The following is a 14,094-nucleotide window of genomic DNA, read 5'->3' on the forward strand; positions in this document are numbered from 1 at the left end:
CGAACCGCCGACAACGCGCTGCGCCACGCAGTGTTCAAGGGGCTCAGGGATGTCGGCCTGTCGACGCCCGTTTCGGCCAAGCGCAAGCGGCTGATCTCGGAGGCCGATCTCGCCACCATCTGGGTGACCAATCCGGAGCGGCGTCTGTTCGGCAAGACCGGGCCGACCAAGCTCGACATCGCCGTCTACTACGCGCTGGTCGGTGATTTCATGCTGCCGCATATCCTTGGCCGGCCGGTGTCGCTGGTGCGCTGCCCGACCGGCCTGCCCAAGGACTGCTTCTTCCAGCGCCACGCCTTCACCGGCATGCCGCCCTCGGTGGTGACATTCCAGGCGACCAATTCGGAGGGCGAGACCAAATCCTATCTCTCGGTCGAAGGCGCCAAGGGCTATCTGGCGCTGGCGCAGTTCGGCGTCGTGGAATTCCACACCTGGGGCACGCACCGCACCAGCCTCGACAAGCCCGACCAGATCGTCTTCGACCTCGACCCGGGCGAGGGGATTTCGTGGCGCGAAGTGGTGGAGGCCGCCGTCCACATCAAGGGCGAGCTGGAGGGGCTGGGCCTTGTGCCCTTCGCCAAGACATCGGGCGGCAGCGGCATCCACATCACCGTGCCGGTCACATCAAAGCAGAACTGGAAGAAGCTGCACCAGGCGACGAGCGCCATCGCCACGCAGCTGGCGGCGGGCGCGCCCGACACCTTCACCACCACCATGGGCAAGGACAACCGCAAGAAGCGCATCTTCATCGACTATCACCGCAACGCGCGCGGCCACACCTACGCCGCGCCCTATTCGCTGCGGGCGCGCACCAACCTGCCGGCCTCGACGCCGGTAAGCTGGGCCGATCTGGAGGCGATCGATGCGCCGCAGGACCTGAACTATTCGTCGCTGCCGGGATTGCTGGAGACATCGGGCGATCCCTGGGCGGAGATCGATGATTTCGCGCGGGATTTGCCCTTTCAGAACCTGGGTTCCTCGCCCCCGTGAAACGGGGGAGAGGTGGCCGCGAAGCGGACGGAGAGGGGGCCAGCGCCAGCGTTTGGAAGGGTGGCTCCTTGGGCCGTCCAAGGATATGTTGGCGCCATTCCCCCTCTCCGTCTCGGCTTCGCCGAGCCACCTCTCCCCCGCTTTGCGGGGGCGAGGAACTGGCGCCTCACCATCGACGCTTCCGACAATTTGAATTATCTTCCTCTCGACCCCAAAAAAACCGCCGGAAGATTTCGTCAGCAATTTGCCTTTATCATCGGGGGTCGGTGTAGGATTTGCGCAGGCTCGTTCGTCCTTCGGACGAAAGCGCTGCAAAGAGCATGGTCCCGAAAAGTGGGAACCGGTTTTCGGACAGGACCATGCTCCAAGACAATGTCAGTGCATGGCCGCGTAGGAGTGTATCATGGCGCCCAGGGCAAGTTGGAAGGGTTATCTCAAGCTCAGTCTCGTCAGCTGTCCGGTCCGGCTCTATCCGGCGACGACGACCAGCGAGCGCATCTCGTTCAATCAGCTGCACAAGAAGACGCACAATCGCATCAACATGAAGCCGGTCGATCCGGAACTGGGGCTGGTGGAGCGCTCGGACCTGGTCAAGGGCTACGAGTACGAGGACAAGCAGTACATCATCATCGATGACGCCGACCTCGACGCGGTGCGCATCGAGTCCAACCACACGATGAACATCGAGGCCTTCGTCGACGAGGGCGAGGTGGATGTCATCTACCAGGACGCGCCCTATTACCTGGCGCCGGATGGCGCCATCGCGGAGGAAACCTTCGCGGTGCTGCGCGAAGCCATGCGCAAGTCCGGCAAACTCGCCATTGCGCGGCTGGTGCTGTCCAGCCGCGAGCGCGTGGTGACGATCGGCGCGCGCGAGAACGGCATGTTCGTGTGCACGTTGAGGAACCCGAACGAAGTGCGCGGCACGGCGGAGTATTTCGGCAACATCCCGGCCGGCAAGCCGGACGCCGAAATGCTGGAGCTCGCCGAAGCGCTGATCAAGCAGAAGGAAACCACTTTCGACCCGAAGAACTACGAGGACCGCTACGAGATCGCGCTGATGGCGATGATCCGCGAGAAGCTCAAGGGTCACAAGCCGATCATCGCGGCGGCGCCCGAGCGCGGCAATGTCATCAACCTGATGGATGCGCTGAAGGCAAGCCTCTCGCAGTCGAAGCCGCCGGCCAAGTCGAAGAGCAAGGCCGAGGAGGCGCCGGCCAAGCCCGCCAGGAAGGCGGCAGCGGGCGGCGCGGCTGAAAATCCGCTGAAGGCCAGTCTGCTGAAGGCGGTCTCCAAGAGCAAGAAATGACGGCACCGGCGGTCTCGGTCGCGGGGGCCATATTCGGCACGATCGGCGCGCTGGCGGCGTTTCCGCTCAGGCTCGCCGCGCGCGAGGTGGAGCGCCGGCACGGCCAGATCAGGCGCGGCGTCACCAGGCGCACGACCCATGTCGTGTTCGGCCGGACACTTCTGGTCAAGGCGGCGCTGATCAGGAACGGCGACTCCGAGATCGAGCGCCGCGTTGCCGCCGAGCGCGCCGCCGGGCGTGTGCTGACCAGCGAGAACGGCTTCCTGCGCCTGCTCGGGCTGATGAAGGCGCCGGAGGCGTCCTCGCTGTCGCGGCAGTCGCTCATCGAGCAGTCGCGGCTGTCTGGCGCCGACCTCGACCTGCTCAGCCTGTTCGACGCCTTCGAGCATGACCGCGAACCCTATTCCTTCCGCGACCTGATCCTGGCGCGCAAATATGCCGGGCTGGTGGCCGGCGGCGCGACATGGGGTGCGATCGCGCGCTCCGTGCACCGCTCCGGCCCGGTCGCCTCGCTCACCGCCAAGTCGCTCAATGTGGGGTCCCAGCATGGCAGGCCCGACGCCATCTATCTGGAAGGCGGCCAGAGCGAACTCGACGGGCAGTTGCTGTTCGACCTCGGCGCGGCCACCAGCGGCGACGACACGCTGGAGGACTTGTTCGCCGAGGCGGAAGCGGCGGAGGAGGGCGGCGATCATGACGGAGCCGCCGCGCTCTACCTGCGCTGCCTAGCCATCGACCCGACCGACGCCATCGCCGCCTTCAACCGCGCCAACTGCCTGCGCGCCGGCGGCCACGCCGCCGATGCCGCGCATGACTATGCCAGGGCGATCAAGCTCGACCCGTCCTTTGTCGAGGCCTGGTTCAATCTGGCCGGACTGATGAGCGAACAGGGCCGCGACGCCTCGGCGCGGCGACACCTACAGAAGGCGATCGCGCTGGACAGGAACTACGCCGATCCGGTGTTCAACCTGGCGCGGCTGGAATTCGACGCCGGTAACCTGCCGGAAGCGCGGCGGCTCTGGCTGCGCTATCTCGAACTCGACGCGGATTCGGAGTGGGCCGGGGTGGCGGCGAAGGGCGTGCAGTTCGTGGACATGCAACTGGCGCGGACGGCGGGGTGAGGGCGTGGCGCCCGTACACGCCTCGGGTCACGATGGGCCTGCATTTTGATCAGCGCTTCAACGTTACTGTTGACCGGCAGTCAGGCCGGCCGGACTGCCTTGAAATTGTCGCAAGCCCTCAGATATGTTGCACCTGGGTGGGTCAATAGCAGCTTGCGTGGGCAGCAATATGCGTTTGAGGGGTGTTATGCTGGCGCCGTTTTTGGCGCTGTGCTGGATATGTGCGTCGCAGGCTCAAAGCGATGCGGTCGAAGATTTTTCGGCGCCGCTCGCCTCTGACATTTTCTACAAGCGCTACCTGGAAGCATTGGACAAGCCGGATACGGCCGCCGATGCTGTCACATTCTTCGTGCGCGGCGAGGTCGCTGCCGGAAAATGGATGCCGCCGGCCAAAGGCAAGAAGCAGGAGTCGGGCGCCGCCAGCCCCGAAGACGCGGATGCGGAACTCGGCGCGGCCGGCCCTTTCGTAACCCATCCCTGGGAACAGGTCAGCGTCGGCGACATCGCCACGCTCACCCGCGTCGCCACGCTGGCCGGGCGCTACGAGGCCGCGATGCAGGCGTTGCGCCCCGCCCCGGCGGCGTTGCAGGTCGCCGTGGCGGAACGCCTGCTCGAAGGGACGATCGACGGGCGCAATGCTTCCGCCGCCGCACGCCTTTTCGAAATGGCGGCCGAGGCCGGCAGTCCCCTGGCGCAATCGCGCCTGGCCTTCCTGTACCTGGAGGGCCTCGGAGTCCCGAAGGACGCGGCCGCCGCCAGGCGGTGGGCCAAGCTTGCCGCCGATGCCGGCGATGGTTTCGCCATCTACCAGCTCGCGCGCATGGAAGAAGCGGACAAGACGCCCGCGGGCGTTTCGGCGGCGCTTGCCCTCTATCAGCGGTTCCTGTCGGAGCCCGCGCGTTTTCGAGGTTCGGAAGGACCAACGGCCGCGGCGCTGCTGATGGCGAACAGGATGATGTCGCCGGGAGCGGCGCTGTCATCGGAGGCAGCGGCCACCGCGATTATGAACGTGGCGGAAGTGGCGCCCGACTTCGCGCTGGCTTTGGCGCGGGTCAATCTGTGCACCGGATGCGGCGGCATCATCGATGTCAACAAGGCCGCGGAATGGCTTCGGCTGGCGCATGATTTCGGCAACCAGGACGCCGGCTACGAGCTCTATCTTCTGCTGCGGGCCCGGCCCGATCTTGCGCAGGAGCCCAATGAAGGACTGGAGCGCCTGCGCGCGGGTGGCACGGACCACATCTATTCCTTCGTCGCCGCCGCACTCGAGGAAGCCCGCGAGAAGGATGGCGAGAAGGCGGTCGCAGGCGCGGCCCGCACCTTGCTCGACCGCGTCTGCGGGGGCGACGCGGGCCCTTGCGAGGACGCCGCGCGGGTCATGGCTTCCGGCCGGCTCGATCTGGCGGCGGTGGCTCCCGGATTGGCCAAGCTCACCGAGCTCGATTCGATCCAGCTGGTCGACATACTGGCCGCGTATGGCGATTTCGACGGCGCGTTGGCGCGGGCCCGCCGGATCGCCCCGACCAGCTATGACATGCTCGTCGTGACCGGTCCGAGCGACCAGCGTGCCCGCACGCCTACCTTCCGGCGCCTCGTCGCCTCCCGCGACGCCGGCAATCTCAAGGCTCTGCCCGAGGGGTTCGTGCCGCTTCTGACCTTCCTGGCCGACAATGGCGACGAAGAGGCCAGATCCTTCCTCGATACGCTGACGCAGCGCGGTGCGGTCGGCAAGCCGGAGCCGGCGGTGCTTCCGCTCGACGAAGCCCGCGCTGCCTTCGGGCGCGTCGCCGCCAAGGGCGGCCTGTCGCGCGCCTTCGTCAATGCCGCACGCGACCTTTCGGGCGCGCTCAAGCAGGCGGATCAGCCGAAAGAGGCGCTGCGCATGGAGTTGACCGCGCTTTCGGCCGACCTTCAACTCAACGAGATCGCGGGGCTTTCCGAGGGCGCCCTGCAGCGCGACCTCACGCGCGTCTGCCTGCTGTCCAAGGCCAGCGAGCGGACGCTGGCCCTGGGCTCGAATGACGTCGCCATGGTGCTGGCCAAGGACGCGGTCAACACGCTGCAGACGGTGCGCGCCGGGCTTTCGAGCCTGCCCGAGCATCTGCAGACCTGTTTCAGCGACCTTGTCTCCGACAATTATCGCTGGCTGGCGGACTTCTTCGTGCGCCAGAACCGTCTCGCCGAAGCCGAGTCCGTGCTTGCGATGCTGAAGGATTTCGAGGCCTTCCAGTTCGTCGACCGCGATGCCGATTTCCGGGGCCGTTCCTATGACACGCTGCCGCTGTCCGAGCCGGAGCGCGGACTGAAGGCTGCGATCGATACGCTGCGTCCGCCGACGACGCAGGATGCGAGGCGCTCCGAGGAACTGATCGTCAAGCGCGGCCAGGGCGGCCTCGACGACGCGGAGACGAAAGAGCTCGATATGCTTCAGGCAAGGCTCGCGGAGGCGGACGCCGCCTATGACAAGGCGCTCGATGCCATCGTGGAAAAAGCCGAGGCGCTGGGACGCGGCGAGGAGGTCGCGCGGATCGACGCGCTCGGATCGCTGCAGGGTTATCTCAGGGATGAGCCGGAGCAGCCGGCGGTGCTGCACTATCTGGTTCTTCCCGACAGGCTGAACATCATCCTGACCACCGCCTATGACCGCAAGAGCGTGACGATCGACCAATGGGACGGGCAGCCTTTTTCGGAGGCGCATCTCAATGAAGAGATCCAGAAGCTGCACGTCGCGATGACGTCGCCATCGCTTGACCCCAAACCCCAGGCGCGCAAACTCTACGACCTGCTCATCGCCCCGTTCAGGGCCGATCTCGACGCGGTCCAGACCAAGCTCGTGCTGCTGTCGCCGGACCGGCGCCTGCGCTACATCCCCTTCGCCGCGCTTTATGACGGCAAGGGCTACGCGGTCGAGCATTTCGAGTTCGCCATGCTGTCGGACGCCGGCTACGAGATCGCCGGCAGGAAGACCACCGGCATACCGTTCGCCGCACTCGGGATGACGCGCGCCGCCGAGGGGTTCAAGGCGCTTCCGGGCGTCAAGGTGGAGATCGACGGCATTATCAAGGGCAAGGACGGATACGGCCTTTTCGAGGGGCGCGCGCTCTTCGATGCCGCGTTCAACAAGGATGCGCTGGCCGATGCGTTGCGGATCGGCGCGCGCTCGCCCGCCGGCGTCGGCGTCGTGCACATCTCGTCGCATTTCAATCTGGCGGGGAGCGATGGATCGTCCTTCCTGCTGCTGGGCACGGGCGAAAGACTGTCGCTGCGCGAGATCAAGAAGGAGCGGCGGGCCTTCGATTTCGGCCGCGTCGACCTTCTGACACTCTCTGCCTGCGAGACCGGCTATGTTGATCCCAGCCTCGACGGGCGCGAACTCGAAAGCCTCTCGACGCTGACCGGCAGCCGCGGCGCACGCGCCATACTGGCGAGCCTGTGGCCGGTCGACGATGTCTCGACGGCGCTCAGCATGCAGCGCTTCTACGAGATCCGCGAGCGGGGCAATATGTCGAAAGCCATGGCGCTGGCGCTGACGCAGCGGGAATTCATCGCCGGCAAGATCGGCTCGACGGACATCGCCGCGGGGCCGAGCATCGTCACCGAGACCGCGGCGCGGGGCGCCATTTCGCTGGCGCCGAAGGCCCAGGGCGGACTCTCGCATCCCTACTTCTGGGCCCCCTTCCTGCTGACCGGCAACTGGCGTTGAGAGATGAGCATGACGCGTATCTTTTCCATGATGCTGGCGATGGCCCTGCTGGGCCTGGTTCCGGAAATCGCGCGGGCGGCGGACAAGTTCGAGTCCGGGCAATGCATGACGCTGCACAATGACCGCAAGGACGGCCCTGTGAAGGACATGGCCGTGCAGCTGCAAGACGACATCATCAGCATTTCGTTCACCGAATGGGACGTACCCAACACCGAGTTCCAGACCAGCGCCAAGTGCTATCCCCAGAAGGGTAAGCTGGAATGCCAAATCGACTGCGACGGCGGCCACGTCACGGTTTCGGCGGCGCCGGACGGGGCATGGGAACTGGATAGCTCATTGCTCTATTCGATGACCGGTTCCGAAAGCCTGTTCGCGGTGCAGGGAGTGTCCGATACTGCCTTCCTGCTGGGAAAGTTCCGGGTCGCCAGGGATACGCAGAACAAGCTGTGCCGCATGAGTCCCGACCGTGTTTTCGTCGGACTTGCGCCGGGCGACATCTCGCCGCGCGTAGAACGCGCCGAAAAGCTGCTGAGCCGGCTCGGCCTGCTGCTGGAGTTTCCCGATACGGTCTACGACGAGGCCACGGCCGAGGCGGTTCGCCGCTTCCAGCGGCAATACGGCCTGGCGCAAAGCGGGATCATCGACGAGCCGACATCGCAAGCGCTGGTCTCCGCGGGCTTTGTCGGCACGGGCTGCTGAAATCTTGCAAGAGGAAAATGCTTCATGAAATTGTTGCGACTGTCCGTTCTGCTCGCCATGGTCCTGGCGCCCGCCATGGCATGGGCCGATCCGATCGAGGGGGAATGGAAGACGGCCGATACCTCGCTCGCTACGATCAAAGGCTGCGGCGACCAGTTCTGCATCGTCATGAAGACCGGCGACTGGCCCGGCAAGCAGATCGGCCAGCTCAAGGCGGCCGGCAAGGGCACATATGCCGGCACGGTCACCGATCCGCGCGACGAGAAGACCTATTCGGGCCGCGCCACGCTGAACGGCAACACGTTGAAGCTCACCGGCTGCGCGCTCAAGATCTTCTGCCAGACTGAAGTCTGGCAGCGCCATTGAGGCGCTGACATTCCGGACGGGAAGGCGCGGCGCTGCGCCTTTCGTCGCCGTGGTCGAGCCCGGCGGACGAATGGGCGGCCATGTGGTATAGGGCCGTGGAGGGACCGTCTTTTCTCGCCGGGAGTTCGCGCCTGATGTCCACCACCTTCCTCTTCGACGGCTTCGACACCGCTCCGGTCACCATCCTGCTCGCCCACGGCGCCGGCGCGTCCATGGATTCGCCCTCGATGACCGCCACCGCGAAGGCTCTTGCCGCCGCCGGGTTCCAGGTCGCGCGCTTCGAGTTCCACTATATGGCGGCGCGGCGCTACGGCCAGCGCAAGCCGCCGCCGCGCGCCGAGACGGTCAACCCCGAATATGTCAAGGCGATCGCCGATCTGCGCGCCCGGGGCGTGACCGGCAAGCTGATCATCGGCGGCAAGTCGATGGGCGGCCGCGTCGCCTCGATGGTGGCGGACGAGATGTCGGCCAAGGGTGAGATTTCGGGGCTGGTGTGCCTGGGCTATCCCTTCCATCCGCCCGGCAAGCCCGAGCAGTGGCGGACCAGGCATCTCGTCGGATTGAAAACGCCGGCGCTGATTTTCCAGGGCACGCGCGACGAGTTCGGCACCAGGGATGAGGTGGCGGGCTATGGGCTTTCCCCGGCGATCGAGGTGATCTGGCTCGAGGATGGTGACCATGATCTCAAGCCACGCAAGAGCGTGTCAGGGTTTTCGGCGGGCGATCATCTGAAGACCATGGCGGAGACGGTGAGGGATTGGGCGGAGAGGATTTAGGGCCGTAGCTTTAGGTGGGTCGCTAACTTTCGACGTCGGCGGCGCCCCTCATTGCCCTGCCGGGCATTTCTCCCCGTATAGTGACGGGGAGAAAGATGCTGTCATCGCTGATTTCGCCAATCGCCAACGTTACAGGAGGGGCGGGGCGTTGCGGTCAGCTTTCTTCTCCCCGTCACTATACGGGGAGAAGGTGCCGGCAGGCGGATGAGGGGCGGCGCTGACGTTGGCTATTGGCCAATATCCGGGCGCGGCACTCGACCACCCCTTGCCCCTCGCTTCCCCTTCCTGCTTCATACCCCCAGATGAAACTCGCGACCTTCAACATCAACAACATCAACAGCCGGCTGGAAAACCTTTTGGCCTGGCTCGCCACCGCCAAACCCGATGTGGTCTGCCTGCAGGAACTGAAGGCGCGCGACACGCAGTTTCCGCTGACCAGCCTCGCCAGGGCCGGCTACGGCGCGGTGTGGAAGGGCGAGCCGACCTGGAACGGCGTCGCCATTCTGGCGCGTGGCGCCGAGCCGGTGCTGACCCGCGACGCCTTGCCCGGCGACGATGAGGACAGGCAAAGCCGCTACATCGAGGCGGCGGTGGACGGCGTCGTCATCGCCTGTCTCTACGCGCCGAACGGCAACCCGCAGCCGGGGCCGAAATTCCAGTACAAGCTTGCCTGGCATGCGCGGCTGGAGACGCATGCGGCAGCACTTCTCGATACCGGCCTGCCCATTGTGCTGGCCGGCGACTACAACATCGTGCCCGAGCCGCGCGACATCTACGCCACGCGCTCCTATGACGATAACGCGCTGGTGCAGCCGCAAAGCCGCGCCGCCTTCGCGGCGTTGCTGGAACAGGGCTGGACGGATGCGCTGAGGAAGAAGCATCCGAAGGAAACGCTCTACACCTTCTGGGATTATCGCCGGAACCGCTGGCCGCGCGATGCGGGCCTCAGGCTCGACCATATCCTGCTGTCGAAGACGCTGGCGCGCCGGCTGAAAGGCGCCGGCATCGATCGCGAGGTGCGCGGCGAAGACGGCGCCAGCGACCACGCGCCGGTCTGGGTGGAGTTGGGCTAGGGCATGCCGGCCGTCGCCGGGCAGGTGGCGATGACCGTGGGTGGATGTTCATCCGGCCCTTGGCTGTTCCCCTGAATATTCGCGCCTGAGCAGGCTCATAATGTGGGCGTCGACGGGTTCGCCATCCCAGATCAACGCTTCCCGCCTTGTGCCTTCGAGCCGGAAGCCGAGCTTTTCGTACACCCGTCTGGCGCGCGGGTTGAACGCATAGACCTCCAGCTCGATACGGTTGAGCTCCAGCGTCTCGAAACCGTGACGCAGCAGCAGCGCGGCGGCCTCGGTGCCGTACCCTCTGTCGCGGCCGGCCGCGTCCCAGATGACGATGCGGAACGATCCCGTCCTGTTTGTCCAGTCGATGCCGTTCAGCACGGCTTCGCCGATCAGGGCGCCGCCGGCGAGGATGCCGTAGTCGCAGCGGTCGCTTGCCGTTTCGGCCCGGGCGTAGTGCGCCTCCACCTCAGCCAGGGTGAATTGCGCGTGCGTGCCCGTCAGCCGCTTCGATTCCGGTTCTTCCAGTCCCGCATGGATCGCCGGCGCGTCAAGCCACGTCAGCGGCCTCAGTGTTACCGTCCTGCCGGCCAGCACCGGTTTGGCAGCCTGCATCATGGACGCTCCCTCGATTGGCCCGGCCTTGTCTTCCGAAGGGCAGGCAATGTCCAGCCGGCTTGCACACGCATACCCGCACGGCATTCGCACCGGCGGCCATCGCTGCTCTGCGTTTTGCGCTCGCTCCGCAGCGCTGATAATCTGTACGTATTCGCGCCTTTGGAGCGGCAGCTGGTATCGCGGGGGAAGGGCCGATGAACAGACTGGCGGACAGATTGCCGGCGCTTGTGCTTGGCGTGGTCGCAGCGGTGTGCACGGTGCGGACCTATCCGCTGATCGATGCCGTCACCCTGCAAGGTTTTTCGATGACGGACGCGGCCTCGCTGCGGCTGGTGGCGTATTCGGCGGGCGCGCTTGCCTGTTTCATCGGCGCGCTGCTGTTCGTGGCCGGGCTGCTGCCGGGCCGGGCCGTGCATGCGGCCGGAGCGCCGCTGTTCGGCCGGGACGCCGAGGTTGAGCCGCAAGGCCGCCCGGGCCTGCGCCGCGCCTTCCTCGTGCTGCCGGCGCTTGTTGTGCTGGCGCTGCTTGGCGATCAGGCCGGCTCGTGGTGGCACCGGGGCCAGGAGGTTGCCAGCGCGCCGCCGGTCGAGCCGGCGCCCAAGCCGGAGCCTGTGGCGCCGCCCGCGCCACCCCTGACAGCGAAGCCGCCGGAACCGTCGCCGGTCGCTCCAGTGCCGCCCCCTCTGTCGCGGCCCCCTCTGTCGCCACCCCCTCTGGCGTCACCCGCTCCGCCGCCGGCGCAGGCCGCTCCTCCGCCGCAGGTTGCGCTGACGCCGCCAACACCGCCTGAAGTCCTGCCCGCGCCGCCGGCCGTCGCGCCGCCCGTCACCGTGGCGCCATTGCCGCCCGCGCCGCCGGCCCTGCCGACAGAGCCCGACGGTCATCGCGACGCAGTCGTCTGGCTGGCGGTGGCGAATGACGGCCGCGAGATCATGAGCGCCAGCACCGACCATACGATCAAGCTCTGGGACATTGGCGGCAAGCGCCTGATCCGCACGCTGGGCATGCACAGGGACATGGCCCGCACGGCGCTGTTCATGCCCGACGGCGTCACCGCGCTGACGGCCGGCGACGATGGCGAGATCGTGCAGCGCAAACTGTCGGACGGCACCGTGCTGCATGTCTTTTCCTCGGGCGCCAATGGTGGCGTCAACAAGCTCGCCATCAGCCCGGACGGCAGACGGGCCGTCAGCGGGCACGACACGGGCAATGTCATCGTCTGGGACCTGGAGAAGGGCAGCGTGCTGCATGTCTTGACCGGTCACGACTGGTCGATCAGCTCGGTCGCCGTGTCGCCTGACGGCAGGCAGGCGCTGAGCGCCAGCATCGACGGCACGCTGAAACTCTGGGACATCGAGAGCGGCAGGCAGCTGCGCAGCTGGCATGGCCACGACCAGGGCGCCTATGGCGCGGTGTTCACCGCCGACAGCCATCATCTCGTCACCGGCAGCGGCGACCTGACGATCAAGGTCTGGGACCTCGACAGCGGCCGCGAGGTGAGGCGCTTCGAGGGCCATGAGGGCACGGTCTACGCGCTGGCTTTGTCTGGAGACGGCAAGCGCCTGTTGTCCGGCTCGCTCGACGGCACGGCGCGGCTCTGGGACATGGAAAGCGGCAACCAGATGGCCATGTTCGACAGCCGCACCGGCCCGATCTACGCGGTGGCCTTCGCCGCGGACGGCACGGTGCTGACCGGCGGCTACGACCGCACCATCAGGGACTGGCCGGCTGCGGGCGGGGATGGCGTGGTTCTGTTCGCGGGCGCGCCGCAGTGAGGGGCGGACAGAGGTGCAAAGCCCCCCGTCGCGCGATCTGAGCTGCCATGGTCGACGCGGACGAGGGGGCGCATTGTTGGGGATGGCTTGGGCGCCCGCGTCAACCAGGGCGGCTCGTACCGCCGCGATCAAACCATCGCACATTGCCGGGCGGCCGGAACTTCCGCGAAAGCGGAATAGCCGGGAAGCGGCTTGCCCTCCGGCGCTTCCGTGTCATCGCGCCGGGCGGCGGCATGCAGGTCGCCGGCCACTGGCGTATCGCAGGCGGAGGCGAGCGGTCGCGGCCTGACCGGAAGGGCTTGCGGTCAGATTCATCCGTTCGCTGCATCTCGTTGTTCAGGCAGGGCTTTCGGCGTTCCATGGCGGTTTGTCCTGAAACACTTTCCACCGGCATCGGTGTTGACGCTCTCGCGCCGCGCATGATTAGCCCGGGGTGACGACCCCAACGATGGTGATAGCCTTGACGACCCACACCCGCTTTGCCAATGCCAGACTTGCCGACGGCTCGCTGGTTGATCTCACGGTCACCGATGGGCGTTTCAGCGCCATCACGCCAGCCGGTAAGACGGCTGAAGACACCGCCGCCATCGTCGATCTCGTCGGCCAGCTCGTCGTGCCGGCCTTTGTCGAGGGGCACATCCATCTCGACACCTCGTTTTATGGCGACGCCTGGCGGCCGCATATTCCGTGCACCAACGGTTTCGACGTGCGCGAGCGGGTTGCCTTCCAGGCGCGCAACCTTGCCGCCGCCGCGCCGATGGCGGAGCGGGCGCGAAACCAGCTCGAACTCTGTGTCGGCAATGGCAGCCTCGCCATGCGCAGCCATGTCATGGTCGACGCTTCGGTCGGGCTGAAACATGTCGAGACCATCCTGGCGGTGCGCGAGAAATACCGCGACCTGATCGACATCCAGCTCGTCGCCTTCCCGCAGGGCGGCATCCTGTCCTCGCCCGGCACGGCGGAGCTTCTGGACGAGGCGCTGAAGCTTGGCTGTGAGCTGATCGGCGGGCTTGACCCCGCGAGCTTCGACCGCGACGTGAACGGTCATCTCGACGTGGTGTTCGGCCTGGCGCAGAAGCGTGGCGCCGGCGTCGACATTCACCTGCATGATGGCGGCACGCTCGGCCTGTTCCAGGTCGAGGAGATCGCGGCGCGGACGAAGGCGCTCGGCATGCAGGGCAATGTCGCGGTCAGCCATGCCTACGGGCTCGGCGATATCCAGGCCGATGCGCTTGAGAAGGCCGGCGATATGCTGGCGGCGGCCGGCGTCGCCATCATGACCAATGCGCCGGGCAATCATGCCTTCCCGCCGGTGGCGGCGCTGAGGCGCGCCGGCGTCACCGTGTTCAGCGGTTCCGACAACATCCGCGATTCCTGGTGGCCCTATGGCGACGGCGACATGCTGAACCGGGCCAACATGATCGGCTACCGCTCCGGCTTCTATGAGGACCACGAGCTCGAAGCCGCCTTCGACGTCGTCACCCATGCCGGCGCGAAAGCACTGCGGCTGGATGGTTACGGGATCGCGGCCGGCGCCAGGGCGGATTTCGTCGTCATGCCGGCGGAGCATGTGCCGGAGGCTGTGGTGGCGGTGCCGAAGGGGCGCACCGTATACCGGGCTGGCGGTGCGGTGGCCAAGGATGGCAAGATGCTGCGCTGAGGCGGCGTCTCGCCTT

The 14,094-nt window shown here is 66.5% G+C and carries 11 protein-coding genes; 10 read left to right on the forward strand and 1 reads right to left on the reverse strand.

Annotation, left to right across the window (positions count from 1 at the left end):
- The 8 genes from ligD to xth form a co-directional block, all read left to right on the forward strand.
- The coding region (gene ligD / locus J0I79_RS06905; RefSeq protein ID WP_292855966.1) for a DNA ligase D at positions 1–990 on the forward strand (990 nt) is incomplete at its 5' end.
- 403 nt (positions 991–1,393) lie between these two features.
- Positions 1,394–2,299: a Ku protein gene (locus tag J0I79_RS06910; RefSeq protein ID WP_292855968.1), complete on the forward strand. Its 906-nt coding sequence runs from the start codon at positions 1,394–1,396 to the stop codon at positions 2,297–2,299.
- A complete protein-coding gene (locus J0I79_RS06915; RefSeq protein ID WP_292855969.1) occupies positions 2,296–3,420 on the forward strand; it encodes a tetratricopeptide repeat protein in 1,125 nt (374 codons plus the stop codon). The genes J0I79_RS06910 and J0I79_RS06915 overlap by 4 nt, the downstream gene beginning before the upstream one ends.
- 187 nt (positions 3,421–3,607) lie before the next feature.
- Positions 3,608–7,123, forward strand: coding sequence for a CHAT domain-containing protein (locus J0I79_RS06920; RefSeq protein ID WP_292855971.1), 3,516 nt, complete (start codon positions 3,608–3,610; stop codon positions 7,121–7,123).
- A gap of 9 nt (positions 7,124–7,132) precedes the next feature.
- Positions 7,133–7,822 carry a peptidoglycan-binding domain-containing protein gene (locus J0I79_RS06925; RefSeq protein WP_292855973.1) on the forward strand — a complete coding sequence of 230 codons (690 nt, stop codon included), beginning with the start codon at positions 7,133–7,135 and terminating at the stop codon, positions 7,820–7,822.
- Between the two features lie 24 nt (positions 7,823–7,846).
- On the forward strand, positions 7,847–8,188 hold the full coding sequence (locus J0I79_RS06930; RefSeq protein ID WP_292855974.1) for a DUF2147 domain-containing protein: 342 nt from the start codon (positions 7,847–7,849) through the stop codon (positions 8,186–8,188).
- Between the two features lie 134 nt (positions 8,189–8,322).
- Complete coding sequence (locus J0I79_RS06935; protein WP_292855976.1) at positions 8,323–8,964, forward strand: alpha/beta fold hydrolase; 642 nt, start codon at positions 8,323–8,325, stop codon at positions 8,962–8,964.
- A gap of 302 nt (positions 8,965–9,266) precedes the next feature.
- A complete protein-coding gene (gene xth, locus J0I79_RS06940) occupies positions 9,267–10,037 on the forward strand; it encodes an exodeoxyribonuclease III (protein WP_292855978.1) in 771 nt (256 codons plus the stop codon).
- A gap of 48 nt (positions 10,038–10,085) precedes the next feature.
- Here the strand turns inward: xth and J0I79_RS06945 are convergent, their stop codons facing one another.
- Positions 10,086–10,643: a GNAT family protein gene (locus J0I79_RS06945; protein ID WP_292855980.1), complete on the reverse strand. Its 558-nt coding sequence runs from the start codon at positions 10,641–10,643 to the stop codon at positions 10,086–10,088.
- Between the two features lie 194 nt (positions 10,644–10,837).
- Here J0I79_RS06945 and J0I79_RS06950 point away from each other — a divergent pair, with 194 nt between their 5' ends.
- Both J0I79_RS06950 and J0I79_RS06955 read left to right on the forward strand, forming a co-directional pair.
- Positions 10,838–12,418 (forward strand): WD40 repeat domain-containing protein, encoded by a 1,581-nt coding sequence (locus tag J0I79_RS06950; RefSeq protein ID WP_292855982.1) that lies wholly within the window; start codon positions 10,838–10,840, stop codon positions 12,416–12,418.
- Positions 12,419–12,878: 460 nt separating this feature from the next.
- On the forward strand, positions 12,879–14,078 hold the full coding sequence (locus J0I79_RS06955) for an amidohydrolase family protein (protein WP_292855984.1): 1,200 nt from the start codon (positions 12,879–12,881) through the stop codon (positions 14,076–14,078).
- Positions 14,079–14,094 lie beyond the last annotated feature (16 nt).

The organism is Mesorhizobium sp. (assembly GCF_017306585.1).
GTDB lineage: Bacteria > Pseudomonadota > Alphaproteobacteria > Rhizobiales > Rhizobiaceae > Mesorhizobium.

Excerpts from the sequence above, each read along its gene's own strand:
- J0I79_RS06920 (WP_292855971.1), top strand. The coding sequence starts at position 3,608 with ATGCTGGCGCCGTTTTTGGCGCTGTGCTGGATATGTGCGTCGCAGGCT.
- J0I79_RS06950 (WP_292855982.1), top strand. The coding sequence starts at position 10,838 with ATGAACAGACTGGCGGACAGATTGCCGGCGCTTGTGCTTGGCGTGGTC.
- J0I79_RS06925 (WP_292855973.1), top strand. The coding sequence starts at position 7,133 with ATGACGCGTATCTTTTCCATGATGCTGGCGATGGCCCTGCTGGGCCTG.
- xth (WP_292855978.1), top strand. The coding sequence starts at position 9,267 with ATGAAACTCGCGACCTTCAACATCAACAACATCAACAGCCGGCTGGAA.
- J0I79_RS06930 (WP_292855974.1), top strand. The coding sequence starts at position 7,847 with ATGAAATTGTTGCGACTGTCCGTTCTGCTCGCCATGGTCCTGGCGCCC.
- J0I79_RS06935 (WP_292855976.1), top strand. The coding sequence starts at position 8,323 with ATGTCCACCACCTTCCTCTTCGACGGCTTCGACACCGCTCCGGTCACC.
- J0I79_RS06910 (WP_292855968.1), top strand. The coding sequence starts at position 1,394 with ATGGCGCCCAGGGCAAGTTGGAAGGGTTATCTCAAGCTCAGTCTCGTC.
- J0I79_RS06945 (WP_292855980.1), bottom strand. The coding sequence starts at position 10,643 with ATGATGCAGGCTGCCAAACCGGTGCTGGCCGGCAGGACGGTAACACTG.
- J0I79_RS06915 (WP_292855969.1), top strand. The coding sequence starts at position 2,296 with ATGACGGCACCGGCGGTCTCGGTCGCGGGGGCCATATTCGGCACGATC.